Genomic DNA, 26,992 nt, shown 5'->3' on the forward strand with positions numbered 1-26,992 from the left:
TTTATTTGATAATCAGGGAGTAAGCGTATGTTAATAAAACTTAACATAAGATTGTTTCACGTACCATGCTTTTTTAAGAAATTTGCAAACAAATTATAAAAACTTTACAATGGGAATTGGTAATATTTTCCACGCTTTTCAACCAAAAGATAAAATCTTCTTTGTACTTTTCGAAAAAGTAACTGAAAACCTGGTGGCAATGTCTGAAGAATTCAACAATGGAGTAAAAGACTTCGATCTTAATGACGACTCTATGTTGAAAAAAATGAGCGACTACGAACACAAAAATGATGAGCTTACCCACGAAATTTTCGTAGAACTGGGCAAAAACTTTATTACACCGTTCGATCGTGAAGACATTCATACACTAGCTACAGGGCTGGATGATATTGCAGACTACATTTATGCTTCTACAAAATATATATTCTTATATAAATCGCCTTTAATGAAGGCTTACGCAGACTTCTCCTTATTGATCCATAAAGCATGTCTGGAGATCCAGAATGCTATGAAAAACCTGAAAGGGTTTAAAAATATGGAGCAGGTAAAAGAAGCTTGTATCAAAGTAAATTCTATCGAAAATATTGCAGACGATTTGCTTTCCAACTCAATGGTTGAATTATTTGAAACAAACGATGCCATCAATATCATTAAAGTTTCATCTGTACTGAACTATCTTGAAGTTGTAACTGACAAAGCAGAAGATGTTGCCAACACGATTGAGAACATCATGATTAAATACGCCTAAACAATAATAACAATGGAATTTCCGGTTTTACTTATAGTTATTATTGCCCTGGCTTTAATCTTCGATTATATCAATGGTTTTCATGATGCAGCCAACTCAATTGCAACTATAGTTTCTACAAAAGTATTAACTCCTTTCCAGGCTGTACTTTGGGCCGCATTATGGAACTTCGCAGCTTTTTTCTTAGCTGCGTATGTAATTGGAGAATTTAAAATTGGTAACACGATTGCCAAAACAGTTAATGAGAATTTTATCAATCTTGAAGTTATATTTTCTGGTCTTATTGCAGCTATCGCCTGGAACCTGTTAACATGGTGGTTTGGGATTCCCTCATCATCATCACACACTCTGATTGGTGGCTTTTTAGGCGCAGCTTTAACTCATGCCTTTATGATGGATTATCATCATGTAGTGGCAAGTCAGCCTGATCTTGGTTTTATTGATACTCTTAAATTGGCCTTTAATCAATTAACCAAGCAGGACGTTGTGAAATTTAACAAAGTGATTCCTATCTTTTTGTTTATTTTCATGGCTCCGATTATCGGGATGATCATTTCAATCATTATCACCCTGATCATTGTCCACCTGTATAAAAAATCAAACCCTCATAAGGCAGATAAATCATTCAAGAGACTACAGCTTGCGTCTTCCGCTTTGTTCAGTTTAGGACACGGTTTGAATGATGCCCAGAAAGTAATGGGGATTATTGGAGCAGCATTGATTTATTATCATGTGCAAATGCTGAATGATCCTATTTATGTGAATCTTGAATCTGCAGCCCGTTTCGATTATTTTGCCGAACATTACCTTTGGGTTCCTTTGGTTTCCTTCCTGGCAATTGGTTTAGGAACGATGAGCGGAGGATGGAAAATCATCAAAACAATGGGGACCAAAATTACAAAAGTAACTTCTTTGGAAGGGGTGAGCGCCGAAACTGCGGGTGCTATTACGTTATTCATTACAGACCATTTCGGTATTCCTGTATCTACCACCCACACCATTACCGGTTCTATTATCGGAGTAGGATTAACGAAAAGAGTTTCTGCTGTAAGATGGGGGATTACTGTAAGCTTACTTTGGGCCTGGATACTAACGATTCCTATTTCAGCCATCGTTGCAGGGATTACTTATCTTATAGTAACCTGGTTAACATAAGAAAAGATACTTATACCATCATAAAACTTTGCCTGAAAGGCAAAGTTTTTTGTTTTATAAAGCCTTGAAAAATCGTATTTTTGTTCAAATTATAGCATTTTATGGAATTTTTAGACAGATACCAGCAAATGGTTGCAACAGCCATTACCAAATATACCTTCAAAGACAAGCCTGCCGAATTATACGAACCTATGAACTATATTATCTCTCATGGAGGAAAACGCCTTCGCCCGATAATGGTTCTTATGGCCTGCGATTTATTTGGCGGCGATCTCCAGCAGGCTGTGAAACCGGCACTGGCTATCGAATTTTTCCATAATTTTACTTTGATCCATGATGACATTATGGACGAAGCTCCCCTGAGAAGAAATAAACCTACCATTCATACATTGCATGGCCTAAATGTAGGAATTCTTTCAGGTGACGGATTGATGCTGAAGGCCTATAAATTTTTTGAAGATCTTGAGCCTGAAATTTTCAAAGCCTGCATCAGGATTTTTACCCATACAGGGCTATTATTGTGCGAAGGACAGCAATATGATATTAACTTCGAAACCCAGGAAAATGTAACATTTGATGACTACATCAGAATGATTACTTATAAAACAGGGGTTTTGAGTGCTTCATCCTTTGAAATAGGAGCTCTCATCGCAAGAGCTAATTTTAAGGATGCCAAAGCTATTTTTAATTTCGGAAAACATATCGGAATCGCTTTCCAGATTATGGATGATTATCTGGATGTATTTGGTGATCAGGCACAGTTCGGAAAAAAGCATGCAGGAGATATTTACGAAAACAAGAAAACAGTTCTTTATTTGCTGGCGAGAGAGCATGGAACGGATGAAGAAAGGAAAGAGCTGGATTACTGGTATTCTAAAAAAACCGATAATATTGATAAAGTATATGGTGTTGAAAAGATTTTCAGAAGAACTAAGGTTGATGAAAAAGCATTGCGTCTGATTGAAAAGCATAACGAAATTGGACAAAGCTACTTACAAAGAATCAATATTTCTGAGGAGAAGAAAAAGCCGTTTATAGAGCTGGCTAATTATTTGTTAAGAAGAGAAAGTTAAATTTAGGTAGCAGACTTTAGGTTGCAGCATTTAACTATAACCTAACACCTTGAACCTACCATCTATACCCATGAAATTCAGGACTGAAGTAGACATTCATGAATCGGAGCACAAAATAGAAATTGAAGATAAGATATTTTCAATCGGGTCTTGTTTTGCTTCAGAAATGTCGGATTTGTTCAAACAGGGACAGCTTCAGACCGTGAGTAACCCCTTTGGGACTGTTTTTAACCCCTTTTCGATCAGTAATGCGGTACAAAGGCTTCACGATTCGGAATTTTATACGGAAGAGGATTTAATTACCTTTAACGATGCTTATATTTCACTGGATCATCATACAAGTTTTGATACACGATATATTCATCAGACGTTACAAAAGATCAATACTAAAATAGTTGAAGGCAATCAGTTTCTTCAGGAAACCAATTGGGTGATCATTACCTACGGAACCTCATTTATTTATGAGTTTATTCCTAAGAAAAAGCTGGTGGCCAACTGCCATAAGATTCCACAGAAATATTTTGAGAAGAGGCTTTTAGCCCAGCAGGAAATTACGGACTCGGTTTATAATACCATATTAAACCTGAAGGATATTTGCAAGGATGATGTGCAGATCCTGCTTACGGTTTCCCCGGTTCGCCATACCAAAGACGGAATGGTTGAAAACCAATTGAGCAAATCCAAACTGATTACTGCTGTTCATGAAGTGATTTCGGGACTGGAAAACTGTCATTATCTGCCCGTTTATGAGATTGTAATGGATGATCTTCGTGATTATCGCTTTTATAAGGAAGACATGATTCATCCAAATGCTCAGGCCATTAATTATATTTTTGAGAAATTTGGGAAAGCGTATTTTTCTGAAGAAACCAAGGAATTTATTAAAGAGAATTTTAAGATCAATAAGGCACTTGAACATAAAACGGAAGATAAAAAAGATCCGAAATATATCGAATTCAGAGAAAAATTGGATCAGAGAATTGAAGCTCAGCGTAAAAAAGTAAAGCATAAGATATTTTCAAATGATTGACTTTACCAGAATTGATTACCTGAAAGAAGGTAATGAAAAGCAGAGAAGAGCTTACGAAGTCTTGAAAAAATATCAGGTTTTTGAAAAACTAAATGGCTGTTCTCCCATTCTTACCGGAACAATTCCGCTTGGAATTGATATTGAAACCAGCGATCTGGATATTATTTGTGAAGATGATCTGGAGTGTGAAAATGATTTTCTGGAAATGGTGGCATTAAGCGGTTTGATTCCATATGATGCTGAAGTTAAGGTTGAAAATATGGTTGTAAACGGTAAAAAAACTATTGTGATCAACTTTATGCTGGAGGAATTTCCCATTGAAATCTTCGTACAGAATACACCAACCGTTGAGCAGAATGCTTATCGACATATGATCGCGGAATACAGAATATTAAAAGAAAAAGGAGAAGAATTTAAACGGAAAATAATAGAATTAAAGAAAAAAGGAATCAAAACTGAGCCTGCTTTCGGAATGTTGCTCAATCTGGAAAATCCTTATGAAGATCTATTAAAAATGTAAAAGAAATGATTGATACACATACTCATTTATACGCAGAAGAATTTGATGAAGATAGAAAAGAAGCTATTCAGAGAGCTTTGGATAAAGGAATTACGGAATTTTATCTTCCGGCTATAGATTCAGAGTCGCATGAAAAAATGCTTCAATTAGAGTCGGAATATCCCGGGCATATTTTTTCCATGATGGGACTGCATCCTTGTTATGTAAAGCCGGAAAGCTGGGAAAAAGAATTGGAAATTGTAAAAAACTATCTTGATCAGAGGGCCTTCCCTGCGATCGGGGAGATCGGAATTGATCTGTATTGGGATAAAACAACGTTAGATATTCAGATAAAAGCTTTTGAACAGCAGATCGACTGGGCTATTGAAAAAGATCTACCTATCGTTATTCATACCAGAGAAAGCTTTGATGAGGTCTTTGAAGTGCTGGAAAGAAAAAAACATCCGAAACTTTGTGGAATCTTTCATTGCTTCTCAGGAAATCTGGAGCAGGCAAACCATGCCATTGATCTGAATTTCATTCTTGGAATCGGTGGAGTAGTCACCTTTAAAAATGGAAAAATAGACCAGTTTCTCCATGAGATTCCTTTAGAAAAAATCGTTCTGGAAACAGACTCCCCTTATCTGGCTCCGGTTCCGCACAGAGGTAAAAGAAACGAAAGCTCTTATCTTGATCTGGTGGCAGGAAAACTGGTGGATATTTATGGAAAAGAATTTTCTGAAATTGATAGAATTACGACTGAAAATGCAAAAAATATTTTTGGTAAATAAATGATGAGGACTCTTCCTAACATTACCTCCTTAAGATTCTTTCTGGCATTGTTAGTTATGATCTTTCATATCCCCCAATTTTTTAAAAACAGAGGATTACCGGCTTATAATGAACTACCTGTATTTAATAAAGGAAGTGAGGCTGTATTCATGTTTTTTTCTTTGAGCGGTTTTCTGATCATCAGGCAGTTGTTTGAAGAAAAGACAGATTCAGGAAGTATCAATCTGAAAAATTTCTATATGAGACGGATACTCAGAATTTTTCCACTGTATTATCTGGTAGCCATTGTAGGATTGTTATATTATAATGTGCTACTTCCCAAAATAGGATTTGATTTTGCAATAAATTATAATTTGTGGGAAGGAGCAGTTCTTTTGTTTACATTTTTTCCAAATATTTTTGCTACCTATAGTCCCGGAGGGATTCTTGAAATACTTTGGTCTATAGGGGTTGAAGAACAGTTTTACCTCTTAATTGCACCTCTTATTCTCTTAATGCCGCAGAAAAATATCAGAATATTTTTATTACTGTTCAGCTTTTTATTTATTGGCGTATATTATTTTCCGGAATTTGATTTTTTCAGAAAATATAACATGATGTTTTTTTATTTCTCTTTTGCGGGGTGGTGCTCTTTAATCGCAGGAAGAGGATTTATGTTTCCCGGTATTATCCGGAGTATAAGCTATATTCTGTTATTGGTTTATTTTACAACCGACTTTTTTACCAATATGATGGAAGGACTACCATATCATCTTTTCAGTATGGTTTTATTTGGCGTATTTCTTATTTCATTTACCCAAAAGCAGATCAGTTTTTTTGAGAATAAAAAACTGATCTATCTGGGAAAAATATCTTATGGAATTTATATGTACCACGCCATTGTTATGCAGCCTATGGGTTTTATATTTCTAAAGCTGACAGCTCAATATAATATAAGTGTACCTATAGTTATTGTTTCGAGTTTTCTATTGATCATATTGATCACTGTATTCATATCTCATCTTTCGTACAAATACTATGAAAAGAAATTCCTTACCTTAAAAAGTAAGTTCAGACCAGCATCACAATAGATGTTATTTTTTTCTGGTGAAATTCTTATTCTTGGGTTTTTTATATCCCAAAGAGGCTGATGCACCGGGTTTCTTATTGTTTTTGTTCTTGTTTCCGGATCCCCTTGATAAAGACGGGGAAGCTGGTTTCTCACCACCTGCAGGTACTGGCTTATTATTGGAATCTCTTTTCTGTGCCACCAGATCATCCGTATGGAAAGGATGGTCTTTAATCACAGGGATCTTTTTTCCGATCAGCTTTTCGGTATTTTTAAGGTTTAATAAATCTAATCCGTCGACAAAAGAAATAGAAGTTCCTTCCGCACCGGCTCTTCCCGTTCTTCCGATTCGGTGTACATAGGTTTCGGAGACGTCAGAAAGTTCAAAATTGATAACGAATTTTAATTCATCAATATCGATCCCTCTTGCAGCAATATCAGTAGCCACAAGAACCCTGGTTTTTCCTGATTTGAAATTATTCAGCGCATTCTGTCTTGCGTTCTGTGATTTGTCTCCGTGAATAGCCTGAGCCGAAATATTACTCTTTACAAGTTTTTTTGTGATTTTATCTGCTCCGTGTTTCGTTCTTGCAAATACAAGAACAGAATCGGAAATGTCATTTTGAAGAATGTGGGTAAGAAGATTCAGCTTGTTTTCCCTTTCTACAAAGTAAACCGATTGTTTGATGGTCTCAGCAGTAGAAGATACCGGAGCTACTTCAACTTTTACGGGATTGCTTAAAATAGAATCCGCAAGCTTCTGGATTTCTGCAGGCATCGTCGCTGAAAAGAAAAGAGATTGTCTTTTTTGAGGTAAAAGTTTAATAATCCTCTTTACATCATGTACAAAGCCCATGTCAAGCATCCTGTCCGCCTCGTCTAGAACAAAGATTTCAATATTTTTTAGGCTGATAATTCCCTGGGAAATAAAGTCAAGCAATCTTCCCGGTGTTGCCACTAAAATATCAACGCCTTTTCTTAAAGCCGCTTCCTGGTTTCCCTGTTTCACACCGCCAAAAATAACAAGCTCTTTCAATGGGAGGTATTTACCATACGCATTGATGTTTTCTTCGATCTGTATGGCCAATTCTCTGGTAGGAGTAAGAATAAGAGCTTTTATATGACGATTGGGCGTTTTGCTGTTTGTTAAGTTCTGTAAGATAGGTATAGCAAAAGCCGCCGTCTTTCCTGTACCAGTCTGTGCACATCCCAGGAAATCTTTTCCTTTTAAAATTTCAGGAATGGATTTTTCCTGAATTGGGGTTGGATGGGTATATCCTTGTTCCTTGATTGCTTTTGCAATGGATTCTATTAAGTTTAGATCTGTAAAATTCAAATGAATTGTTTTTAATTAAATGAAAATTCCTTCACATTGAAGGAATTAGCTTATGCAAAGGTAGTCTAAATATTTTAAAAAGCTTATTTCACTTTAGTCCACTGCTGATTATGTTTCAAATCTTCAAAAAACTGGTAGACCTGTGATAATTTTTCGCTGCCGTTCTTTCCGTAATCTTCTACATTTTTAGAACTTCCATCCGTAAAATTGATTCTGAGATAAGAGGACGGAAGATCTGTAATATTATGATTTCCATAGTTGTCCTGTAAATTCTTTACATCCAGTCCATCCAGTAATAAAATCAGTTTGTTATAATCTGCTTCCTTAATCGTAGCTTTGAAAGTCCCTTCCCGTTCTTTGGAAAACTCAGCTTTTGACGGATCTTTGGTGAAATTAAAATGTTCCGCTTCTAAAACGGCCGTTCTGTCCGGATTAATGGTCATTTTAAAAATAGGGCAGAAGCCAAAACATGCTCCGGCTTCATATTCAATTGTAGCAAATTTCGATTGTGTTTTCTGTGCAGTGCATGAAAATAAAAAGACAAAGGCAAAAAGACTTAGTACATATTTCATAATTCAATTTTATGGAGGTCTGTCAAGAATTGTTCCAAAAACATTAAAAGAATAAAGAAATGAAGTGATGAAACCGGTCCGGGTTTATCAATTAATTTGTTATATATTTGCAGGGTAGCACCTACAGGATATTGGAACAATAAACTTTTTCTGATCAGATTAATTCGTATAATTTACTTCACCTTTTTCCCATGTATAACTTCTTAAAAACTGTTGCAAAAAATCTAATTCCCGAAAAAGTACTTATTAATAATGAAGAAAAATTCAGGAAATTATTAGTTCCTTTTTATAGGGGAAATAATAATGGATGTAATATTTGCGGCACACAACTGAAAGGGTTTGCAGAATTACCGAACGGGGAAAAGATATGTCCTGTTTGTGGCAGCATTCCAAGAATAAGAAGACTGTATAAGCTTTTGGAAACAGAGTTTTTAAAGCCTGATATGTCTTTCCTGGATTTTTCTCCTTTCAGGGTTTTGTATAAAAAATTAAAAGCAGATAAAAATATTCAGTATTTTTCTTCAGATTATGAAGATGATTTTCTGGCAGACTACCATTTTGATATCAGAAATATTAATGTTGAAGACAATACATTTGATCTTATCACATGCTATCATATTCTGGAACACATCATTGAAGATACTGAAGCCATGAAAGAATTGCACAGAGTACTGAAGCCGGGAGGCACTTTGTTGGTACAAACCCCTTTTAAAGAAGGGGAAATATATGAAGATTATACTATTACCACTCCCGAAGACAGGTTGAAATACTTCGGTCAGGATAATCATGTGAGGATTTATTCAGTATCAGGGTTGGAAAACAGATTAAAAGAAGCAGGATTACAAACAGAAGTCAGAACTTTTGCGGCTGATGACTTTTATGGACTTTCCGCTAATGAAAAAATCATTATTTGCAGGAAATAGAAAAGTCGGCCTGATAAAAACAGAAAAGGATCAACAATTTGTTGATCCTTTTTTATATGGATTCTATCCGTGTAATTTTTTCCAGATTGCATCTTTCAATTCGGTGAGACCTTCACCGGTAACCCCTGAGAAAAACAAAGGCTGTCTGTTTTCAGGGAATTCTGCCGCCACTTCTTTCTTCAGCTCATCATCCAGAAGATCGGATTTTGAAATAGAAATAATGAAATCCTTATCAAGAAGTTCAGGGTTATATTCCTTCAGCTCATTTTCCAAAACTTTGAACTCCTGGAAATGATCTTCAGAATCTGCAGGAATCAGGAATAAAAGGATAGCGTTTCTTTCGATATGTCTCAAAAATCGGTGTCCAAGACCTTTTCCTTCTGCAGCACCTTCAATAATCCCCGGAATATCTGCCATTACAAAAGATTTGTAATTCCTGTAATCTACAATTCCTAAATTGGGCGTTAATGTTGTAAATGCATAATTGGCAATTTTAGGTTTTGCAGCTGAAACGGAAGCCAGAAGAGTCGATTTTCCGGCATTCGGGAATCCTACCAATCCTACATCTGCTAAAATTTTAAGCTCAAAAGTAATATAGCCTTCTTCACCAGGAAGCCCCGGTTGCGCATATCTGGGAGTCTGGTTGGTAGAAGATTTGAAATGCTCATTTCCTAAACCACCTTTTCCACCGTGCATCAGAATGATTTCCTGTCCGTCCTCTAAAATTTCCCCGATGATCTCGCCATCTTCATTTTTAGCGATGGTACCAATGGGAACTTCAATATAAACATCAGCACCGAAAGCCCCTGTCAACTGATTTTTACCTCCGTTCTCACCGCGTTCCGCTTTTACGTGACGGGTATAACGAAGAGGGAGTAAAGTCCATTCGTGGGCATTTCCTTTCATGATGATGTGTCCGCCGCGTCCCCCGTCTCCACCATCAGGACCACCTTTTGGGATATACTTTTCACGGCGAAGATGGGCAGAACCTGCACCGCCGTGTCCGCTTTTACAATGAATCTTTACGTAATCTACAAAATTTGACATTTCTTATAATTAGGAGTTATGAGTTATGAATTATGAGTATGAATTGTAAAAACTTATAACTCATCACTCATCACTTTTAACTATTTAATTTTCTCTACTTCAGCAAACAATTTTTGGGCAATCTCATCAATCTCTCCCACACCGTTTACCTCTACATATTTACCTTGTTGCTTGTATAGCTCGGCAACTTCCGCTGTTTTCGTATAATATTCTTTAATTCTGTTTTCAATGATCTCTACATTGCTGTCGTCTGATCTTCCGCTGGTTTCCCCTCTTTTTAGCAATCTTTCCACTAAAATCTTATCTTCCACGATCAGAGAAAGGCAGATATCAATCTCATCATTCAGCTCTTCTTTAACGATTTTTTCCAACGCTTCCGTCTGAGCAACAGTTCTTGGGTACCCGTCAAAAATAAATCCGTTCGTATCGGTAGGCTTTCTGATCTCATCGATCAGCATATCTGTTGTTACCTGGTCCGGAACCAATTCGCCTTTATCGATATAAGACTTAGCCAGTTTTCCAAGTTCCGTATCATTTTTCATGTTGTATCTGAAAAGATCACCGGTAGAAACCTGCTTTAGATTGAATTTTTCGATCAAGTTTTGTGCTTGTGTTCCTTTTCCACTTCCTGGAGGGCCGAACAGAACAATGTTTATCATTTTTTACTTAATTAGATATTTTTAAAATTGAATTTCAGATTTTGAAATTATTCGTTGATTTTTCCTTCTTCCAGCTGATATAAATTCGGTAAGTTTCTTCCCAATTCATCATAATCCAATCCATAACCAAGAACAAACTTGTTAGGAATTTCTTTTCCAATGTAGTCCAGTTTGAAATCTTTCTTATACACCTCAGGTTTTAATAGGAATGAAGCCAGTTTTACGGATTTTGGACGCTGTGTTTCCTTGAAATATTTGAAAAGGCTTTCCACCGTGTTTCCTGTATCCACAATATCTTCAACAAGAATAATGTGACGGTCTTTCACGTCTTTGGTAAGCTCCATTTTCTGGTAAACAATCCCGGTAGATTCTGTTCCTACGTAAGAACTCATCTGGATGAAGGCAATTTCGCATTCTCCCGGATAATATTTTAAAAGATCAGAAAAGAACATGATCACTCCATTCAAAACACCAATGAAAACAGGAACTTCATCCTTGTAATCTTCATAAATTTTTAAAGCCGTAGCTTTTACAATCTCCTGAATTTCGGCGTCCTTCAGATAAGGAACGAAAGTTTTGTCGTGAACTTGAATGCTTTCCATAAATAAAATTAGTAGGAGGCAAAGTTACGGATTTTTGATGAAAATATTTTCCTGTTTTATTTCAGATTCCGAAAAGGATTTAAGTTGAAATGCCATTCTGAATGAAACGAAGTGGAATGAAGAATCTATTGACAAGTTATGGATAGAGGATAAGAGATTCTTCCTTCGTCAGAATGACAAACTGAAAGATAAAAAAGCAAATTTAAAACAAATCACTATCTTTGTAACTCACAAACCCCAAAATAACAGACATGTAGGATACAGTTTCTTTCGGATTTTTAATTAAAAATAACCATTCGGTTATTGAAGTTTAACCTTAATTAAGAAAGAAATCATGCTTTTTCTACATCATATATCCTTTGGGTTTCCTGCGGGGAATCTGCTTTTTAATTCTATAAATTTAACGATACCATCTCATACCAAATCGGCTTTGGTCGGAAGTAACGGCATGGGAAAATCCACCTTACTGAAACTGATTGCCGGTGAAATTGAACTTCTGGAAGGAAATATCAATATTCAAGGTGATCTGTTATATGTTCCGCAAATGTTTGGGAATTTTAATCACCTGACCGTTGCCGAATGCCTGAAAATTGACAAAAAATTAGAAGCGCTTCAAAAAATTACCAATGGGGAAGTGGATGACATCTATTTTGAAACCTTGAATGATGACTGGGACATTGAAGAACGCTGTCAGAATGCCTTACAATACTGGAAACTTGAGAATGTGGACTTACACCAAAAACTGAAAAGCCTGAGTGGCGGACAAAAGACAAAGGTTTTTCTTGCCGGAATTCAGATCAATCAGCCGGATATTATTTTATTGGATGAGCCCACGAATCATCTGGATTGGGAAGGTCGGAATTTATTATATGAATTCATCCAAAAAACAAGTTCTACAGTTGTAATTGTGAGTCATGACCGGACTTTGCTGAATTTAGTGGATACTATTTTTGAATTGAGCAATCAGGGAATTTCTACGTATGGTGGGAATTATGATTTTTATGCTGAACAAAAAGAAATCGAAAATGAGGCATTGCAAAATGATATTCATTCCAAAGAACGGGCACTGAAAAAGGCGAAAGAAAAGGAACGTGAAACACTGGAACGGAAACAGAAGCTCGATGCAAGAGGAAAAGGAAAACAGGAGAAATCAGGCGTGGCGAGAATCATGATGAATACGCTGCGGAATAATGCGGAAAAAAATACTTCCAAATTGAAAAGCGTTCATGCCGAGAAAATCAATGATATTTCCGGGGATTTGCGGGAATTGCGTTCGTCTGTAAGGAATTCTGACCAGATGAAAGTGAATTTTAATGATTCGAATCTGCATTCCGGAAAAATTCTGGTTTCTGCGGAGGAAATTAATTTTAAATATGGCGAAGAAAATCTCTGGAAAGAAAATCTCAGTCTTGAAATCCGGAGTGGTGACAGGATTTTCATCAAAGGTTCCAACGGTTCCGGAAAAACGACTTTAATAAAGCTGTTGTTGGGAGATTTGGAACCTTCTTCCGGGAAAGTTACAAGATCAGATTTTCAGACGATGTATATTGACCAGGAATATTCTCTGATCGATAGAAATGCCACAGTATATGAGTTTGTGCAACAGTTCAATGATAACGCCCTGCAGGAATTTGAAGTGAAAACCTTATTATCCAGATTTTTATTTGGAAAAGAGACGTGGGACAAAAAATGTGATGTTCTGAGTGGGGGAGAACGTCTGCGCATCCTTCTATGCGGACTTTCTATCAGTAATAAAGCTCCGGATATGATTATCCTCGATGAGCCAACGAATAATTTAGACCTTCAAAATGTGGAGATTTTAACAAATTCTATCAAAGATTATCGCGGAACTTTGCTGGTGATTTCGCATGATGGGGTGTTTGTGAAGGAGGTTGGAGTAAGTGGAGAAATTATTTTGGATTAAAAAGAGATTTCTTGCAGTCTGAAACCTTACAGGTTTTTAAAACCTGTAAGGTTTGCTTTTTATTCGTCTAACCTTGATGAAATATCCATTTGTTGATGAAGAATTCTGATGATTTCAATCTCTTCATTTTTAAGATTAATTTTATAAAAGATAAAATGCGATTTTACCCTCGAACGGAAATATCCTTTTCTGATTTCACTGTAATCTTTTCCTGATTTTGGATCTTCGGATAAATATTCAATTTCATCTATGAATAAATTGAAATAATGATCTGCCTGCTCTTTTGACCACACTTCAAATGTATATAGCCAAATTTTTTCTAAATCGTTTAAAGCTTCTTTGCTGATTTTATATTTCATTATTCAGCAGTATGTTTCTGGTGAAGGTTATCTAAAAATTCTTTGCGGTCAAAATTTTCAGTAAAACCAGATTTCTCCCCTTTTTTTAATTCGTTGATGAGTTCTGCTTTTTTAGATTCTTCATACTCAAACATTCGTAAAGCAGCTCTCACCACTTCACTTGCAGAAGAAAATCTTCCGGATTTAATCTGCTGATTAATAAAATTATCAAAATAATCACCTAAAAGTATGGATGTATTTTTTGCCATAATTATAATTTTGAATCAAATATACCAATTCTTGGTATTTAATCAAATAGATGTAGATAAACAAACTATTAGTTTTGATATAATTATTGTCAACAACATGATTTCCACCCACCCAAAAAATAAAATTCCCCACAAATTTGCTCACCCAATTTTTTAAAAGTAATTTTGCACGAATCTAAAAACAAAAGTAAAATATGTCAACTTACGTAGTTGTAGGTCTTCAGTATGGAGATGAAGGTAAAGGAAAAATCACAGATGTTTTATCGGCTAAATCGGATTACGTTGTACGTTTCCAGGGGGGAGACAACGCAGGTCATACCGTTTATGTAGGTGAAGAAAAATTTGTGTTGCACCTTCTTCCATCGGGAGTTCTTCAGTGCAAAGGGAAATGTATCATTGCGAACGGAGTAGTGGTCAATCCTAAATCTTTTATTAAGGAGGTTAATCAAATTGAAAGCAAAGGCTTAAGAACAGACCACATTTTTATCAGCAGAAGAGCGCATGTGATCATGCCTTACCACATTTTGCTGGATACGTACCGTGAAGAAGAGCACGGAGGAACACAAATCGGAACTACCAAAAAAGGAATCGGACCTTGCTATGAAGATAAGATCGCAAGAGTGGGAATCAGAATGGTAGACCTTTTAAATCCTGAAATTTTAAGAGAGAAAATTGAGAAAAACTTAAGAGTTAAGAATTCTCTGTTTGAAAAATATTACGGAAAGCCGGCTTTAGATGTTGAAGAAATTTACAATGAGTTTTTAGAGATCGGAAAACAGCTTCAGGACAGAATTGTTGATACGGAACTGGAATTGAACGAAGCGATCCACGAAGGAAAGAATGTTTTATTCGAAGGAGCTCAGGCGTTGATGTTGGACATCGATTTCGGAACGTATCCTTACGTAACTTCATCTTCTCCGTCTACAGGAGGAGTTTGTACAGGAGCAGGAGTTCCGCCGACATCTCTTCAAAACTTAATTGGTGTTGCCAAAGCATATTGTACAAGAGTAGGAAACGGACCTTTCCCATCTGAACTGGATAATGAATTAGGCGAGAAGATCAGACAGATCGGACACGAATTTGGAGCGACGACAGGCAGACCAAGAAGAACAGGTTGGTTAGATCTGGTTTCTTTGAAGCATGCTTGTATGATCAACGGGATCAACAACCTTGTTATTACAAAACTAGACGTTCTTACAGGAATTGATACTTTGAAGATCGCTACCAAGTATAAAACAGAAGATGGGAAAATCATCGATTATTTCACTTCTTCAACAACAAAGCTTTACGACTACGAAGCGATCTATGAAGAGCTTCCGGGGTGGACAGAAGACATCACAAAAGCGAGAAGCTACGATGAACTTCCTGCCAATGCTCAGAAATACATTGAGTTTATTGAGCAATACTTAGGAATCAATGTATACCTGGTTTCTGTGGGACCTGAAAGAAGTCAGAACATCATCAGAAAAGAATTATTCTAAGATAAAAAAGAAAATCCTGCGAAAGCAGGATTTTTTATTAGGCCTCGTTGCTTGAAACGGTGCCTGAAGAAGAAAGTGAAATTTTCCTTACGTTAACAGGTTGGTTGATGTAGTTTGGTCTTCTGGCGGTATAAAGCCGCTTTTTCTCAATTCTGGTAATGCAGACTTTGTCACTTTGATTTCCGCCCAATACGTGAAAGCAGGTGGAATCTTCACCCACATACAGTCCGACATGTCCACCGCCGTTTCGGATGAAAACCAACACGTCGCCTAGCATTGGGGTAGGAGTATGTTTCCCGAAATTTCCCCAGTTCAAGGCCCATAAAGGATCTTTAACAATCTGCTTGGAGCTTCTTTTGGCTACAACCGCCATAAAAAGCCCGCACCAGGGAATAGAATCGGCATTGTAGAATTTTTTAACGCCATTGTACATCGGGTCTTGCCCTACTTCCTGTGCCCAAGATAAAATGGTTGCATTATTTCCCGCACCGGGTACTTCTGTAGTACCGAAAAGGTTCAGTGCCTGTTTGATCATGATAGGCCCGTTTTCTTTCACGAGCCATTCATATTGTTTTGTAAGTGCCATGGTTATAAGTGTTTAGTTTTTAGAATATTTAGCGTATGCTTTCGCCAGTTTTTCATCATACTTATTGAGCTTGTACCCGCCGCCATTGTATCCTTTGGCAAAATTTGCCCAGTTTTTATTTCTTAAATGGATTAAAAGTCCGTTTTTCTCAAGGAATTTCCCGAATGCTTTCAGATGTTCCCCTTCATTGATCTCCATTTTGGAAACAAATTCATTCACATCGAAATACCCAAGATTTTTAGCATGGAATCCCATAATCTGAAATGATCCCCAGGAAGCAGAACACAATGCTGCGTCCTTAAATTTTGGATCGCTTCCCAATGAAATGGCTTCGTTGAGCCTGTCATATTCTTTTACTCCTCCCTGATAATAAATTTTGGTCCATTTAGGGTATAAAACATCTTTATTATTGGCATTGTAAAAAGAACTCGGATTAATACCTCTTTTCTTCAGTTCATTCCAGAAAATATGTCCTTCAAATAAGATCTTAGGTTTATTGTTGATTAAAAATCCTTTTCCGCTGCTTTCAATTTCGTTGACGGCTTTTACGGCAGCCAATTCAAGACCGTATTGGTCGGCAAAACCCATCAGGTCGCTTTCCTTTAAGAATTTATCAGTGGAGCTTATGGAGCTTACCGGAGCAGCAGTTTTTTCAAGGAGCATCGTCCAGGTTTTTACCCCTACAATCCCATCCACCACCAAAAAGTTTTTCTTTTGAAAATCCTTTACGGCAGCATCAACTTCCAGGTTGAAAGAATCAGAGATCCGGATATTATATCCCAGTTTGTAAAGAAGCTCACAGAGGGTGAGAACTTCCGGAGATTTTGTGTAATATTTTAAAAGTTTCATGGTTTTAGTTTTTTGAGTTATAAGTTCGGGTTGTATGAGTTTCGTGTTTCGGGATTCGAGTTAATAAATAAAGGCAAAATCTACACATAAACTCTTTAATCATTAATACATAATACATGAATACATGAGTACAAATACTACTAATTCATAGGTATTTTAGGCATTCTTTCGCAGATCATGCCAATCAGGAAGAACGATTTGAATTTCACTTCCTCTCTTTGAAGTTTATATTCCAGGGACAATGGATTCGCATTGGTCACACTGAAATTCTGCTGCAGTACAGCATAATCATCAATTCTGAGCTCGATGCTGTAATCCCCGATAGGAATAAACTGGTTGATGATTCCTATTTCATTGGATTCGATCTCAAAAATCCGGTTGTTATTGGTTCCTTTGATCGAAAGCGCACATTTGTAAATAGGTTCGTTATTCATTTTATCCAAAATCTTGAACTGTACATTCGCTCCGGTAGGCGGTGGAGGTGGCGGGGTGGTTGGAATAGGAGTAGTTGGGTATTTAGGACCCCATGTTCCCCAAGGAACTTTAATGGGATTTGGAGAAGGGGTTACTGGTTTTGGGGTTGGCTGTACAGGGCTTGCTCCATGGGTTGCAGGAATCTTGATTCCGCCCATCATTCCACCCAGATTGATTTTGTTAACAAAAGCAGTGCTGGCTGCGGCTTTCATCGCTTCTGGCGCAGGAGTAGGTGTTGGTTCAACAACGGCTGGCTTTACAGCAATATCATTCACGGGAGTCATTTTCATGGTTTCAACAGTCGCCGTTTTTTTAGCCATATAATTAAGCTGATCAGATTTGATCGTCTTCACATTAGTAATGGCTTTTAAAAACTTTTGATTGTTATTTTTATTCACAAAAACCTGTTGCTTCATGACCAGCGGACCAAAATATACCAGCTGATTCGGATTGCTTATCGCTTCACTATTAATCGCCGGATTCAGAATGATCTTAAGGTTTTTCATCAGCATCATTGTTTTGGGGAATGCAGGTAGTTTGAAATCATTGGAAATCGTCATTCCGTCCGATATTTTTTTAGGCTCATTCCACTCAAATACAGAAGACAGCATAAAATTTTTATTAAACCAGCTTCTTTTTAAATGCACAAAAGAATACTCAAGTTCCACAGCTTCGATCATGCTTTCATCATAATCGATGGAGAGAATTTCAGAAGGCAGATTTTCCGTAGCATTCTTGGCTTCAGAATGTAATCCTTCCAGCTCAGACTTTTCAATTCGCATGCTGTTCCATCCCGATTCATTTTCCATAAAATCATATGGGATGAAATTAATATCATGGATGGACGCCTGGTTGATGACATCTGTTTTTTCAGCAGCTTCAAAAGTATTTCTGGCATTTTGAGCCATCGCCACATACAGATCCGCTTCTGTTGCTTTGTTGATCTTGGCAAGTTCTTTTTCAATGATATCTTTATTGCCTTTTACTTTCCATTCGGAAAAAGCAAGCTCTTTTATATTGTTAAGGTGGATCAGCTGATCGTTCCAGTTGTTTTTTTCTTCATCTGTGTCCAATCCGTCAAACAATTCCAGATGGGAAGTGATATTGTTGACAGCAGTTTCGTGGTTGGTTCGATACTTTTTATAAGCTTTAAACTCTTTGGTATCGTTGTTTTTAGCATCAAAAAGAATGGTGCTTTTGGTTTCCAGTACTTTGTCCAGGTGTTCCTCAATATTTTTCAGATTATTTTTTTCAAGGATGTCCCTGTAAATATCAAAAAGAGAATTGTTAGGATTCAGATCCCAGAAATTGGAAGAAATGGGCACGGAATTAAGCTCATAAGCCATATTTTGTTTTTTAATAATGGAGAGCGCTTTCTTTTGCTCATCATTAAGCAGGCTTTGAGGTTTCAGTAATTCAAGGTCTTCATTTTCATAGATTCTCAAAGAAGGACAGATCATCGGTAAATCGTTTTCCATGGAGCTTTGTGACATATAAATGTTTTTCAGCTTTTGGTAAACGGCAATAAAATATTTCATGGCTATTAGTTTTGGTAATTAGTTTTTGGGAAATAACCGACAGGAAAAGCTCCTGCCGGTTACTCATTTATAGAGAAGATATTATGATTTTCCGTCTGTCCACTTCTTGATCTCCGGATTTGGGTTTGGAGATTTTGGAACTACGTGGCATTTGTAACCGATGATGTAGATTCCGTCTGAAGTTAATTTCTTACCATTCCATTTTGCATTGGATTTTACATCCTGGTTGTCATAGCTGTAGCTGCCTCCGAATACGAAAGGTCCGATCCCCACGGCTGCTCCTGAGCTTACTGAATTTTTAACATCCGTGAATGCTGTACTGTTATTGGTGAAATCCAGAGAAACATCTTTAGCGATAATCAATTCTGTAATGATAGAAGGCATTAATCCTTTACCCTTACCGTCGCTGATCATATCTCCGTTCAATGCTTGTGGAGATTGCTCGTGTAACTTCCAGTATTTAGATTCTACGAACTGTTGATTGAACCAACCTCTTTCCACTCTTACTTTTCCTAATTTGAAAGAGATCTTCATATTCGTGTAATCTGTATTCACTTTAGTTTTTTCGTGTTTTCCTCCACCTTTGGCTCCGATAGAGAAAATTCCCATGCTGAATCCTCCGGCTGCACTCCAGTTATGAACTGTTTTTGAATAGTCATAATTGGATTCACCTTCCGTAATGGTAATGGTTGGCCATCCTTTAGATTCTTTCAAAGCATTAGCAGCAACCGGAATAGAAGGAGAGTAGTTGGTGTAGTCCAGCACTCTTGTTCTCTGGCTGTTTCTGAACTCAGACTGAATTCTTTTCTTGATAACAAGCATATGCTTTTCTTCAATTTCGCTCAGGTAATTCTGAATTCTTTCCACTGCTTCTTTATATCCTAAAGACTGCCATGCTTTTAAAGCTGCATCTTCACGCTTTTTCATGTTTTTACCGTCGATGGAAAGCTTAGCCATAGCTTCCGCGTCTCCATTATCAGCAGCGGTTCTGATTTCGTTGTTGGCATCTACCACATCATAGTATTTCATTTGATACTCGATATATTTGGCATATGTTGGAGATACGAAAGTGTGGAAGATTTCCGGCTTATTCATATCGTCTACCGGTGCATTTTCATCAAAGTCTGGATTTTTTACTTTTTTAATTTTGAATAATTTATCTCTTAAAGAATCCAGTTTCTTTTCAACCTTTTCATCAAACTGAGTGTCTACAACTACAGACCACTGTAAAAGATCCTCATATACTTTAGAAACTCTTTTCTGGGAGTCGTTCATAACACTCATAATAGTCATAGATCTTCCGTTTCCGTCCGGTGTAAGAGGGGGAAGTTGAGAAGGAACTACATCTACCATGGCAGCAAATTGCTCCATTTGAAGATATTTTCTGAATTTGCTGTTAGATAAAGCGTTTTGGTAGGCTTCCATATCTACTTTAGGATTTCCATTGGCATCAAGGATCGGTTTCCCTGTCCCGTCAAGCATTGGTTTTGGTGATGGAGCATCTCCGAAAAGCCCGTTAAGCGCATAATCGAAAGTGTCTTCAGAAAGAGTAATCCCTACCGGATCAAAGGCAATGAAATCATCCGGTCCTAAAGAATCAGGATTCCCTCCGTTGGTTACAGTGTCATAAACTTGCTTCAATAGCATACTCATTAGTGAGTTGGATTTTGCTTCTTGTGTTAAAGTTGGCATAATTATCAGTTTTTAAATAGTGCTTACTCTGTTAGGTTTTCAGCTTTCCCTTTTTTGTTTGTTTTGTATGGTACAAATGTATTTTGGGTTCAGAAAAAATATCTCAGTGTTTTTCCGATTTTGAGGATGTGGTTTTTACTGTTTTTTATTTTATGTTGAATTTTTTTAAATTTTTAATAATTATTGTTGTTAAATAAAAACTGTAACAATCTTATTGTTAATAGATTATTATTGTATGCATAGTTAAATTTAAAATGCTGGTATAATTTTTTATAAAATGATGAGGTTTTGGCAAAATTTTGGCAAATATTTTGATATTGGTATAATACTTATTGATAAGCATTGAAAAACTAATAATCACAAGTATTAACAGTTTAAATATTTTACTAGTGATGAAACACCTACACGAAAGCCAAGAATTTCGCTTGAATGAAATTCTTTTTGAGCACCGCAATAAGGAATACGGTGCCTATGTATTAAGAAATGAATCAGACAGACTACTAACGAAAGCACTCTTTGTAGGCGTTGGTTTATTGGCTGCGATTTCAATTACTCCAATGGTGATCTCGGCGTTTAAAACTGAACCCATTGTAATAACTACGACCCCTGAAGGGCCATTTATTTTGGATCCTGTGGACGTTAACCCTCCTGAAGTAAAGCCGCCAGCAGTACAGCCTGCGCGTCCTGAAGTGAGAACATATATTGATGCTGTTCCTACACCATCAATTAAGGCTCCTGATAAAAAAACAGAAAAAGTACCTGATGATGCTGTTGCCGGACCTGTTGACAATTTTAATGCACCTCCGACAAAAACAGATGATTATGTTCCTCCAACTTCAAATACCGGAAGAGGACCTATTGTGCCTGAAGTGAAGCCGCCACAACCACCTGTTGAAAAAAAGAATCCTGATGTAATTGAAGTACCTGCTGTTGAAGCAGATTTCGTAGGCGGAATCAATGCCTTCAGAAATAAAGTAATCAGCAACTTTGACGGTTCCGGTTTCGAAGGAAGCGGAGATCTGATGAAAACAACCATTACCTTTATTGTGGAAACTGACGGGACTATTTCCGGAATCAAAGCCAATGGAGGAGACGCAGATTTTAATAATGAAGCTATCAGAACCATTAAATCGATCAGAGGGAAATGGGTCCCTGGAAAAAATAAAAAAGGAGAAGCCGTAAGAAGCTATTTCAAATTTCCGATTTCAATGAAATTTGAATAATATTATTAATTACAAATCTTGAACAGTTATCCACAAAGAGCTATTTTTTGTGGATAATTTTTTTAATGCATAAAACTCTTATTAACAATATTTTAACTCAATTTAGTTTTCACCGTTCACGAAGAGCAAAGAAAAAAGTGTATTTTTGAAGCTTAAAGTTCTAATAATGGCAAAAATCATAGGTATCGCTAATCAAAAGGGGGGAGTTGGAAAAACAACAACAGCTGTAAATTTGGCCGCGGCATTAGGGGTATTGGAAAAGAAGATATTAATTATTGATGCTGATCCTCAGGCGAATGCAACATCCGGCCTGGGTGTTGAGGAAGTGCAGTATTCCACTTACAATTTATTGGAGCATAGTGTAGACACGAAAAGTTGTATCCAAAAAACAAGTACACCTAATCTGGATATTGTTCCTTCACATATTGACCTGGTAGCGGCAGAAATTGAGCTGGTAGACAAGGAAGATAGGGAATATATGCTGAAGCAGGCATTGCAGAGTGTAAGAGATGATTATGATTTCATCATTATCGACTGTGCACCAAGCTTAGGTTTGATCACCGTTAACGCACTTACAGCAGCAGATTCGGTAATTATCCCGATCCAGTGTGAGTATTTTGCATTGGAAGGATTAGGGAAACTCCTGAATACCATTAAAAATGTACAGAAGATCCATAACAAGGATTTAGATATTGAAGGATTGCTTCTTACCATGTATGACAGCAGATTAAGATTGTCTAACCAGGTAGTGGAAGAAGTAAATGCACACTTCCCTGAAATGGTTTTTGAAACCATCATCAGCAGAAATGTAAGATTGAGTGAGGCACCAAGTTTCGGAGAGAGCATCCTGAATTATGATGCCGAAAGTAAAGGAGCCATCCAGTATATCCAATTGGCGGAAGAAGTGCTGTTGAAGAACGAAAAATTAGTAAAGAATTAAAAATAGCTTAAAGCCATAAGCTTAAAGCTTGAAGTATAATATGAAGGACAAAAAAAGAGCTATGGGACGTGGTTTGGGCGCTATTTTAAGTGCCGAATCCAAAGCGACAATCAACTCTGCTACCGATGAAGGGGCAGATAAATTTGTAGGGAATATTGTAGAAGTGTCTATAGAGGATATCTACCCGAATCCTACCCAGCCAAGAACTTATTTTGACGAAAAAGCATTAAATGAACTTGCCCAGTCTATCAAAAACTTAGGCGTGATCCAGCCGATTACCTTAAGAAAAGATGGGGAAAAGTTTGAAATCATATCCGGGGAGAGACGTTACAGAGCCAGTAAATTGGCAGGTCTTACCTCTATTCCTGCCTACATCCGTTTGGTTAACGATCAGGAACTGTTGGAAATGGCTCTTGTGGAAAATATCCAGAGAGAAGATCTTGACTCCATTGAAATCGCACTAACATACCAAAGGCTTTTGGATGAAATCGGGATGACGCAGGAAAATCTGAGCCAGAGAGTGGGAAAAGACAGAAGTACCATTACCAATTCCATCAGATTATTAAGATTAAGCCCGGATATACAGAATGCGATCCGAAGCGGTGAAATTTCTGCAGGACATGGTAGAGCCATCATAAGCTTGGAAAATGATGAATTACAGCAAATTCTTTTTGATAAGATCATCAAGGAACAGTTGAATGTTCGCCAAACCGAACAGGCGTCCGCACTTCTTAAAAACCCGAAATCACCCGCAGCTAAAAAAGCGAAGCCGGAACTGTCTAACAACTATAAAAGAGCTCAGAAAACAATTGCTGATATCTTAGACGTAAAAGTGGAGATCAAAACCTCCGGAAATGGTAAAAAAGGTAAAATTGTTCTGGACTTCAAAAATGAAGATGAGCTGGAATATATTTTATCCCATATTAAATAAATGAAAAAAATACTTTTCACACTTTTCTTATGCCTGTTCGTGACGGCATATTCACAGGTTAATCCCAATGATACCATTCGGGTGGAATATCATCCGAAAGACAGTATCTCTGCGGCAAAACCTGCGAAATCCGAATCCCAGATCATTGCTGATCTTGAAAATGCGAACGGGCCCACCAAACAGACCCTTAAGCTGAATCCTACAAAAGCAGGATTATATTCTGCAGTTCTTCCCGGATTAGGACAGTATTACAATAAAAAATACTGGAAAATTCCTATCGTTTGGGGAGCTGTGGGAGCAGGAGTAGGAATTGCGGTCTGGAATGATAAGCAATACAGAAAATACAGAGAATATTACATTGCCAAATTAAACGGGACTCCTAACGAATTTGTCGATAGTCACCCTAACTTGGATAAAGTAGCGTTGGGAAATGCCCAGGATAGAGCGAAAAGGCAAAGAGATTATGCTATTGCCTTTACAGCGCTCATATATATATTGAATGTTGTAGATGCGGTGGTAGATGCTCATCTTTATGAAAGCCGTCATGACCCTGATCTGTCTTTAAATCCAGCCGTAATCCAGGATCAGTATGGAATGGCACCTCCTAAAACAGGCCTGAGTTTAAGTTACAGATTTTAAAAATTAATATTGAATACGTTTTTATTGAATACTTGCTAAATGAAATGCCTTTGCGAGCTCAAGTATGTTAACTTTTCTTTGCGATCTTTGCTTTGAAAAATAGATAAAACGGATAGTTAAATAAAATAAATATGAAAATAGCATTAGTTGGATACGGTAAAATGGGTAAGATCATTGATGAAATTGCCACAAAAAGAGGGCATGAAGTAGTTGCCCGACTGAAAGAAACCCCAACTTCTGAAAACCTTAATAATCCGGATGTTGTTATTGAATTTTCATTGCCTGAAGTGGCATTTGATAACATAAAAGCATGTCTGGAAAACAAAATTCCCGTAATCTGCGGAACAACGGGCTGGCTTGAAAAGAAGTCCGAAATTGAAAAACTGGCTGTGGAAAATAATACAGCATTCTTATATGGTTCCAACTTCAGTTTAGGCGTAAACTTATTTTTTGCTTTGAACGAAAAATTAGCCGATTTAATGAAGAACGTAGATGAGTACTCCTGTCAATTGGAAGAGATTCATCACGTTCATAAATTAGATGCTCCAAGCGGAACGGCTATTTCTCTGGCTGAAGGGATCTTCAGGCATAACCCTAAATTTGAAGCTTGGAAGTTAGAAGAAACTCAGGGAAACCAATTAGGTATTTTTGCCATCCGTGAAAATGAGGTTCCGGGAACCCACAGCGTATTCTATAGAAGTGAGGTAGATGAAATTGAAATAAAGCATACGGCTTTCAATAGAAGCGGTTTTGCGTTAGGTGCGGTAGTGGCTGCGGAATGGATCAAAGACAAAAAAGGAAACTTTACCATGAAAGACGTTTTGGGACTGTAAGCTGTAACAAAACTTCATAATGATTAACTAATAATAAGTTGCTCAACACAAATTAACAGAATAGGCACGAAATTTATGAATTACTTTTTAACTTATACAGTATATGTTCTCATCCTATCCGTATTGATGGGAATTTCAACATGGAAGCTGTTCAAGAAAATGGGCTATAGTCCGTTATTCGCATTTATACCTTTCTATAATTATTTCATTATCTTAAAAGAAACCAAACATCCAAAATGGTGGGCTGTTTTATCCTATTTACCGATTGTAGGACCAATCATGATGTCTGTTTTCCATATTTATTTAATGAAAAAATTTGGAAAAAACCTTTTCCAGCATCAGCTTCTTACAGTAATTCTGCCGTTCATTTATATGGCAACGGTGAACTATTCCAAAGATGTGGAACTGGAGGATGAAAATGCCAATGAATTGTTTTTAACGGATGAAGAGAAAAATGCTAAAAAGAAAGATACATTCCTAGGGTCTATTACTTTTGCAGTAGTTTTTGCAACCATCATTCACGTATTTGTAACCCAGCCTTTCGGAATTCCTACTGGATCCATGGAAAGAACATTGTTAGTAGGAGATTTCTTATTTGTAAACAAATGGAGTTATGGGTACAGATTGCCGATGAGACCGTTAGCAATCCCGTTCTTGCAGGGTACAATTTATGATACCCAAAAAGATGGAAATCCTAAAAATGATCCCAAATCTTATGTGGAGGGAGTAAAGTTGCCATACACAAGAATATTACAATTCAATAAACCTCAGAAAAATGATGTAGTAGTATTCAACTATCCGCAGGATTCAGTACATACAGCGATCGACAGAAAAGATCCGTATGTAAAAAGATGTGTGGCTACAGCCGGAGATACATTTGAAATGAGAAGTGGAAGACTTTTCGTGAACGGAAAACCGGAAACTGTTTTGGGAGATCAGGAAGTTCAGCATGCATATACCGTAAATACGGGAGAGCAATTGGATATTCCGTCACTGTATAATACCTATGGATTCTTACCGGTAAGAGAAATGCAGGGTGATAAAGGTTTTGAATATATTTTCCAGGGATTAACGGATAAAACGGCTGCAGAGATCAAAGCGTTACCGAATGTTATTTCAATGGAAGAAAACATCTATCCGAAAGATTCCGCAACCATTTCATATAAATTAAATGCTGATAGAACTGCCTATACAAAAAGCATAGATACTACCCAGTCTATTTTCCCTATCAACAAACCTTGGAACCAGGACTGGTATGGTCCTGTGAGAATTCCTAAGAAAGGGGATGTTGTGGCGATCAATAAAGAAACACTTCCCATGTATCAGTGGATCATTTCCGAATACGAGCACAACAGCTTGGAAAATAAAAACGGAAAAATTTTCATCAATGGAAAAGAAGCGACTCAATATACAATCCAGCAGGATTATTATATGATGGTCGGGGACAACAGAGATGCATCATTGGATGCAAGATTCTTTGGTTTCGTTCCTGAGGAGAATATTGTTGGTAAGCCAATGTTCACTTGGATGAGTTTACAGGGAGCATTTGCTGATGCAAGCTCTTCTTACCAGGCTCCATTTAAAGTACGTTGGGATAGAATGTTCAAGGCCACTAATACAGGAGAAGCCAACAAAACATCATACTGGTGGATTGCCGCAATGATCCTTATCTTATTCTTCGGATGGGAATATTTTGTAAAGTTGTTCAGAAAGAAAAAAACAGAAGAAGATTTATAATTAAATAAAACAGAAATAGAATGAAGTATTTGAAAAAATACTTCATTTTTGTAT

Annotated in this window: 27 protein-coding genes; 16 read left to right on the forward strand and 11 right to left on the reverse strand. The window is 37.1% G+C overall.

Features of this window, described 5'->3' with window-relative positions; translation table 11 throughout:
• Positions 1-109 precede the first annotated feature (109 nt).
• From ACGHIN_RS02585 to ACGHIN_RS02615, 7 genes are all read left to right on the forward strand, one after another.
• Complete coding sequence (locus ACGHIN_RS02585; RefSeq protein WP_390450546.1) at positions 110-748, forward strand: DUF47 domain-containing protein; 639 nt, start codon at positions 110-112, stop codon at positions 746-748.
• 12 nt (positions 749-760) lie between these two features.
• Positions 761-1,903, forward strand: a complete 1,143-nt coding sequence (locus tag ACGHIN_RS02590; protein WP_390450547.1) for an inorganic phosphate transporter — start codon at positions 761-763, stop codon at positions 1,901-1,903.
• Positions 1,904-2,004: 101 nt separating this feature from the next.
• The gene (locus tag ACGHIN_RS02595) at positions 2,005-2,976 is read left to right on the forward strand and encodes a polyprenyl synthetase family protein (RefSeq protein ID WP_390450549.1); all 972 of its coding nucleotides are present in this window, start codon (positions 2,005-2,007) and stop codon (positions 2,974-2,976) included.
• Between the two features lie 70 nt (positions 2,977-3,046).
• Positions 3,047-4,006, forward strand: a complete 960-nt coding sequence (locus ACGHIN_RS02600; RefSeq protein ID WP_390450551.1) for a GSCFA domain-containing protein — start codon at positions 3,047-3,049, stop codon at positions 4,004-4,006.
• Entirely contained in the window at positions 3,999-4,526 is a 528-nt protein-coding gene (locus ACGHIN_RS02605; protein WP_390450553.1) for a DUF4269 domain-containing protein, read from the forward strand. Before ACGHIN_RS02600 ends, ACGHIN_RS02605 begins: the two co-directional genes overlap by 8 nt.
• A gap of 5 nt (positions 4,527-4,531) precedes the next feature.
• Entirely contained in the window at positions 4,532-5,296 is a 765-nt protein-coding gene (locus ACGHIN_RS02610) for a TatD family hydrolase (protein ID WP_390450555.1), read from the forward strand.
• Complete coding sequence (locus ACGHIN_RS02615) at positions 5,297-6,367, forward strand: acyltransferase family protein (protein WP_390450556.1); 1,071 nt, start codon at positions 5,297-5,299, stop codon at positions 6,365-6,367.
• Between the two features lie 3 nt (positions 6,368-6,370).
• Here the strand turns inward: ACGHIN_RS02615 and ACGHIN_RS02620 are convergent, their stop codons facing one another.
• Complete coding sequence (locus ACGHIN_RS02620) at positions 6,371-7,681, reverse strand: DEAD/DEAH box helicase (protein WP_390450558.1); 1,311 nt, start codon at positions 7,679-7,681, stop codon at positions 6,371-6,373.
• Positions 7,682-7,764: 83 nt separating this feature from the next.
• Positions 7,765-8,253, reverse strand: a complete 489-nt coding sequence (locus ACGHIN_RS02625) for a DUF6438 domain-containing protein (protein WP_390450560.1) — start codon at positions 8,251-8,253, stop codon at positions 7,765-7,767.
• 191 nt (positions 8,254-8,444) lie between these two features.
• Here ACGHIN_RS02625 and ACGHIN_RS02630 point away from each other — a divergent pair, with 191 nt between their 5' ends.
• Entirely contained in the window at positions 8,445-9,176 is a 732-nt protein-coding gene (locus ACGHIN_RS02630; RefSeq protein ID WP_390450562.1) for a class I SAM-dependent methyltransferase, read from the forward strand.
• A 63-nt stretch (positions 9,177-9,239) separates the two neighbouring features.
• On the opposite strand, the gene obgE is transcribed toward ACGHIN_RS02630, so the two are convergent.
• The 3 genes from obgE to ACGHIN_RS02645 form a co-directional block, all read right to left on the reverse strand.
• Complete coding sequence (obgE, locus tag ACGHIN_RS02635; protein ID WP_390450563.1) at positions 9,240-10,223, reverse strand: GTPase ObgE; 984 nt, start codon at positions 10,221-10,223, stop codon at positions 9,240-9,242.
• Between the two features lie 80 nt (positions 10,224-10,303).
• Complete coding sequence (locus ACGHIN_RS02640) at positions 10,304-10,882, reverse strand: adenylate kinase (RefSeq protein WP_390450565.1); 579 nt, start codon at positions 10,880-10,882, stop codon at positions 10,304-10,306.
• Between the two features lie 47 nt (positions 10,883-10,929).
• The gene (locus ACGHIN_RS02645) at positions 10,930-11,484 is read right to left on the reverse strand and encodes a phosphoribosyltransferase (protein WP_123262961.1); all 555 of its coding nucleotides are present in this window, start codon (positions 11,482-11,484) and stop codon (positions 10,930-10,932) included.
• A gap of 334 nt (positions 11,485-11,818) precedes the next feature.
• Between ACGHIN_RS02645 and abc-f the strand changes: the two genes are divergently transcribed.
• Entirely contained in the window at positions 11,819-13,408 is a 1,590-nt protein-coding gene (gene abc-f / locus ACGHIN_RS02650) for a ribosomal protection-like ABC-F family protein (RefSeq protein ID WP_390450567.1), read from the forward strand.
• 59 nt (positions 13,409-13,467) lie between these two features.
• Here abc-f and ACGHIN_RS02655 read toward each other — a convergent pair whose 3' ends face one another.
• Positions 13,468-13,767, reverse strand: a complete 300-nt coding sequence (locus ACGHIN_RS02655; protein ID WP_390450569.1) for a type II toxin-antitoxin system RelE/ParE family toxin — start codon at positions 13,765-13,767, stop codon at positions 13,468-13,470.
• Positions 13,767-14,015: a type II toxin-antitoxin system ParD family antitoxin gene (locus ACGHIN_RS02660; protein WP_390450571.1), complete on the reverse strand. Its 249-nt coding sequence runs from the start codon at positions 14,013-14,015 to the stop codon at positions 13,767-13,769. The genes ACGHIN_RS02655 and ACGHIN_RS02660 overlap by 1 nt, the downstream gene beginning before the upstream one ends.
• 194 nt (positions 14,016-14,209) lie before the next feature.
• On the opposite strand from ACGHIN_RS02660, the gene ACGHIN_RS02665 reads away from it, so the two are divergent.
• Positions 14,210-15,496: an adenylosuccinate synthase gene (locus ACGHIN_RS02665; protein ID WP_390450572.1), complete on the forward strand. Its 1,287-nt coding sequence runs from the start codon at positions 14,210-14,212 to the stop codon at positions 15,494-15,496.
• A 37-nt stretch (positions 15,497-15,533) separates the two neighbouring features.
• On the opposite strand, the gene ACGHIN_RS02670 is transcribed toward ACGHIN_RS02665, so the two are convergent.
• The 4 genes from ACGHIN_RS02670 to ACGHIN_RS02685 all read right to left on the reverse strand — a co-directional run bounded on the left by ACGHIN_RS02670 (position 15,534) and on the right by ACGHIN_RS02685 (position 20,635).
• The gene (locus tag ACGHIN_RS02670; RefSeq protein WP_390450574.1) at positions 15,534-16,082 is read right to left on the reverse strand and encodes a TIGR02594 family protein; all 549 of its coding nucleotides are present in this window, start codon (positions 16,080-16,082) and stop codon (positions 15,534-15,536) included.
• Positions 16,083-16,094: 12 nt separating this feature from the next.
• Positions 16,095-16,931, reverse strand: coding sequence for an N-acetylmuramidase domain-containing protein (locus ACGHIN_RS02675; RefSeq protein ID WP_390450576.1), 837 nt, complete (start codon positions 16,929-16,931; stop codon positions 16,095-16,097).
• Positions 16,932-17,071: 140 nt separating this feature from the next.
• Positions 17,072-18,943, reverse strand: a complete 1,872-nt coding sequence (locus ACGHIN_RS02680) for a hypothetical protein (RefSeq protein WP_390450577.1) — start codon at positions 18,941-18,943, stop codon at positions 17,072-17,074.
• A gap of 81 nt (positions 18,944-19,024) precedes the next feature.
• Positions 19,025-20,635: a hypothetical protein gene (locus ACGHIN_RS02685; RefSeq protein WP_390450579.1), complete on the reverse strand. Its 1,611-nt coding sequence runs from the start codon at positions 20,633-20,635 to the stop codon at positions 19,025-19,027.
• Positions 20,636-21,027: 392 nt separating this feature from the next.
• On the opposite strand from ACGHIN_RS02685, the gene ACGHIN_RS02690 reads away from it, so the two are divergent.
• The 6 genes from ACGHIN_RS02690 to lepB all read left to right on the forward strand — a co-directional run bounded on the left by ACGHIN_RS02690 (position 21,028) and on the right by lepB (position 26,938).
• Positions 21,028-21,858 carry an energy transducer TonB gene (locus ACGHIN_RS02690; RefSeq protein WP_390450580.1) on the forward strand — a complete coding sequence of 277 codons (831 nt, stop codon included), beginning with the start codon at positions 21,028-21,030 and terminating at the stop codon, positions 21,856-21,858.
• A 166-nt stretch (positions 21,859-22,024) separates the two neighbouring features.
• Positions 22,025-22,798 (forward strand): ParA family protein, encoded by a 774-nt coding sequence (locus tag ACGHIN_RS02695; protein WP_123262970.1) that lies wholly within the window; start codon positions 22,025-22,027, stop codon positions 22,796-22,798.
• Positions 22,799-22,838: 40 nt separating this feature from the next.
• Positions 22,839-23,729, forward strand: coding sequence for a ParB/RepB/Spo0J family partition protein (locus tag ACGHIN_RS02700; protein ID WP_123262971.1), 891 nt, complete (start codon positions 22,839-22,841; stop codon positions 23,727-23,729).
• Entirely contained in the window at positions 23,730-24,368 is a 639-nt protein-coding gene (locus ACGHIN_RS02705; protein ID WP_390450582.1) for a DUF5683 domain-containing protein, read from the forward strand.
• A 131-nt stretch (positions 24,369-24,499) separates the two neighbouring features.
• Entirely contained in the window at positions 24,500-25,201 is a 702-nt protein-coding gene (gene dapB / locus ACGHIN_RS02710; RefSeq protein ID WP_390450584.1) for a 4-hydroxy-tetrahydrodipicolinate reductase, read from the forward strand.
• 75 nt (positions 25,202-25,276) lie between these two features.
• A complete protein-coding gene (gene lepB / locus ACGHIN_RS02715) occupies positions 25,277-26,938 on the forward strand; it encodes a signal peptidase I (RefSeq protein ID WP_390450586.1) in 1,662 nt (553 codons plus the stop codon).
• Positions 26,939-26,992 lie beyond the last annotated feature (54 nt).

It is taken from the genome of Chryseobacterium barbadense (genome assembly GCF_042849955.1).
Lineage (GTDB): Bacteria > Bacteroidota > Bacteroidia > Flavobacteriales > Weeksellaceae > Chryseobacterium.

Excerpts from the sequence above, each read along its gene's own strand:
- ACGHIN_RS02585 (WP_390450546.1), top strand. The coding sequence starts at position 110 with ATGGGAATTGGTAATATTTTCCACGCTTTTCAACCAAAAGATAAAATC.
- ACGHIN_RS02590 (WP_390450547.1), top strand. The coding sequence starts at position 761 with ATGGAATTTCCGGTTTTACTTATAGTTATTATTGCCCTGGCTTTAATC.
- ACGHIN_RS02595 (WP_390450549.1), top strand. The coding sequence starts at position 2,005 with ATGGAATTTTTAGACAGATACCAGCAAATGGTTGCAACAGCCATTACC.
- ACGHIN_RS02600 (WP_390450551.1), top strand. The coding sequence starts at position 3,047 with ATGAAATTCAGGACTGAAGTAGACATTCATGAATCGGAGCACAAAATA.
- ACGHIN_RS02605 (WP_390450553.1), top strand. The coding sequence starts at position 3,999 with ATGATTGACTTTACCAGAATTGATTACCTGAAAGAAGGTAATGAAAAG.
- ACGHIN_RS02610 (WP_390450555.1), top strand. The coding sequence starts at position 4,532 with ATGATTGATACACATACTCATTTATACGCAGAAGAATTTGATGAAGAT.
- ACGHIN_RS02615 (WP_390450556.1), top strand. The coding sequence starts at position 5,297 with ATGATGAGGACTCTTCCTAACATTACCTCCTTAAGATTCTTTCTGGCA.
- ACGHIN_RS02625 (WP_390450560.1), bottom strand. The coding sequence starts at position 8,253 with ATGAAATATGTACTAAGTCTTTTTGCCTTTGTCTTTTTATTTTCATGC.
- ACGHIN_RS02630 (WP_390450562.1), top strand. The coding sequence starts at position 8,445 with ATGTATAACTTCTTAAAAACTGTTGCAAAAAATCTAATTCCCGAAAAA.
- obgE (WP_390450563.1), bottom strand. The coding sequence starts at position 10,223 with ATGTCAAATTTTGTAGATTACGTAAAGATTCATTGTAAAAGCGGACAC.
- ACGHIN_RS02640 (WP_390450565.1), bottom strand. The coding sequence starts at position 10,882 with ATGATAAACATTGTTCTGTTCGGCCCTCCAGGAAGTGGAAAAGGAACA.
- ACGHIN_RS02645 (WP_123262961.1), bottom strand. The coding sequence starts at position 11,484 with ATGGAAAGCATTCAAGTTCACGACAAAACTTTCGTTCCTTATCTGAAG.
- abc-f (WP_390450567.1), top strand. The coding sequence starts at position 11,819 with ATGCTTTTTCTACATCATATATCCTTTGGGTTTCCTGCGGGGAATCTG.
- ACGHIN_RS02655 (WP_390450569.1), bottom strand. The coding sequence starts at position 13,767 with ATGAAATATAAAATCAGCAAAGAAGCTTTAAACGATTTAGAAAAAATT.
- ACGHIN_RS02660 (WP_390450571.1), bottom strand. The coding sequence starts at position 14,015 with ATGGCAAAAAATACATCCATACTTTTAGGTGATTATTTTGATAATTTT.
- ACGHIN_RS02665 (WP_390450572.1), top strand. The coding sequence starts at position 14,210 with ATGTCAACTTACGTAGTTGTAGGTCTTCAGTATGGAGATGAAGGTAAA.
- ACGHIN_RS02670 (WP_390450574.1), bottom strand. The coding sequence starts at position 16,082 with ATGGCACTTACAAAACAATATGAATGGCTCGTGAAAGAAAACGGGCCT.
- ACGHIN_RS02675 (WP_390450576.1), bottom strand. The coding sequence starts at position 16,931 with ATGAAACTTTTAAAATATTACACAAAATCTCCGGAAGTTCTCACCCTC.
- ACGHIN_RS02680 (WP_390450577.1), bottom strand. The coding sequence starts at position 18,943 with ATGAAATATTTTATTGCCGTTTACCAAAAGCTGAAAAACATTTATATG.
- ACGHIN_RS02685 (WP_390450579.1), bottom strand. The coding sequence starts at position 20,635 with ATGCCAACTTTAACACAAGAAGCAAAATCCAACTCACTAATGAGTATG.
- ACGHIN_RS02690 (WP_390450580.1), top strand. The coding sequence starts at position 21,028 with ATGAAACACCTACACGAAAGCCAAGAATTTCGCTTGAATGAAATTCTT.
- ACGHIN_RS02695 (WP_123262970.1), top strand. The coding sequence starts at position 22,025 with ATGGCAAAAATCATAGGTATCGCTAATCAAAAGGGGGGAGTTGGAAAA.
- ACGHIN_RS02700 (WP_123262971.1), top strand. The coding sequence starts at position 22,839 with ATGAAGGACAAAAAAAGAGCTATGGGACGTGGTTTGGGCGCTATTTTA.
- ACGHIN_RS02705 (WP_390450582.1), top strand. The coding sequence starts at position 23,730 with ATGAAAAAAATACTTTTCACACTTTTCTTATGCCTGTTCGTGACGGCA.
- dapB (WP_390450584.1), top strand. The coding sequence starts at position 24,500 with ATGAAAATAGCATTAGTTGGATACGGTAAAATGGGTAAGATCATTGAT.
- lepB (WP_390450586.1), top strand. The coding sequence starts at position 25,277 with ATGAATTACTTTTTAACTTATACAGTATATGTTCTCATCCTATCCGTA.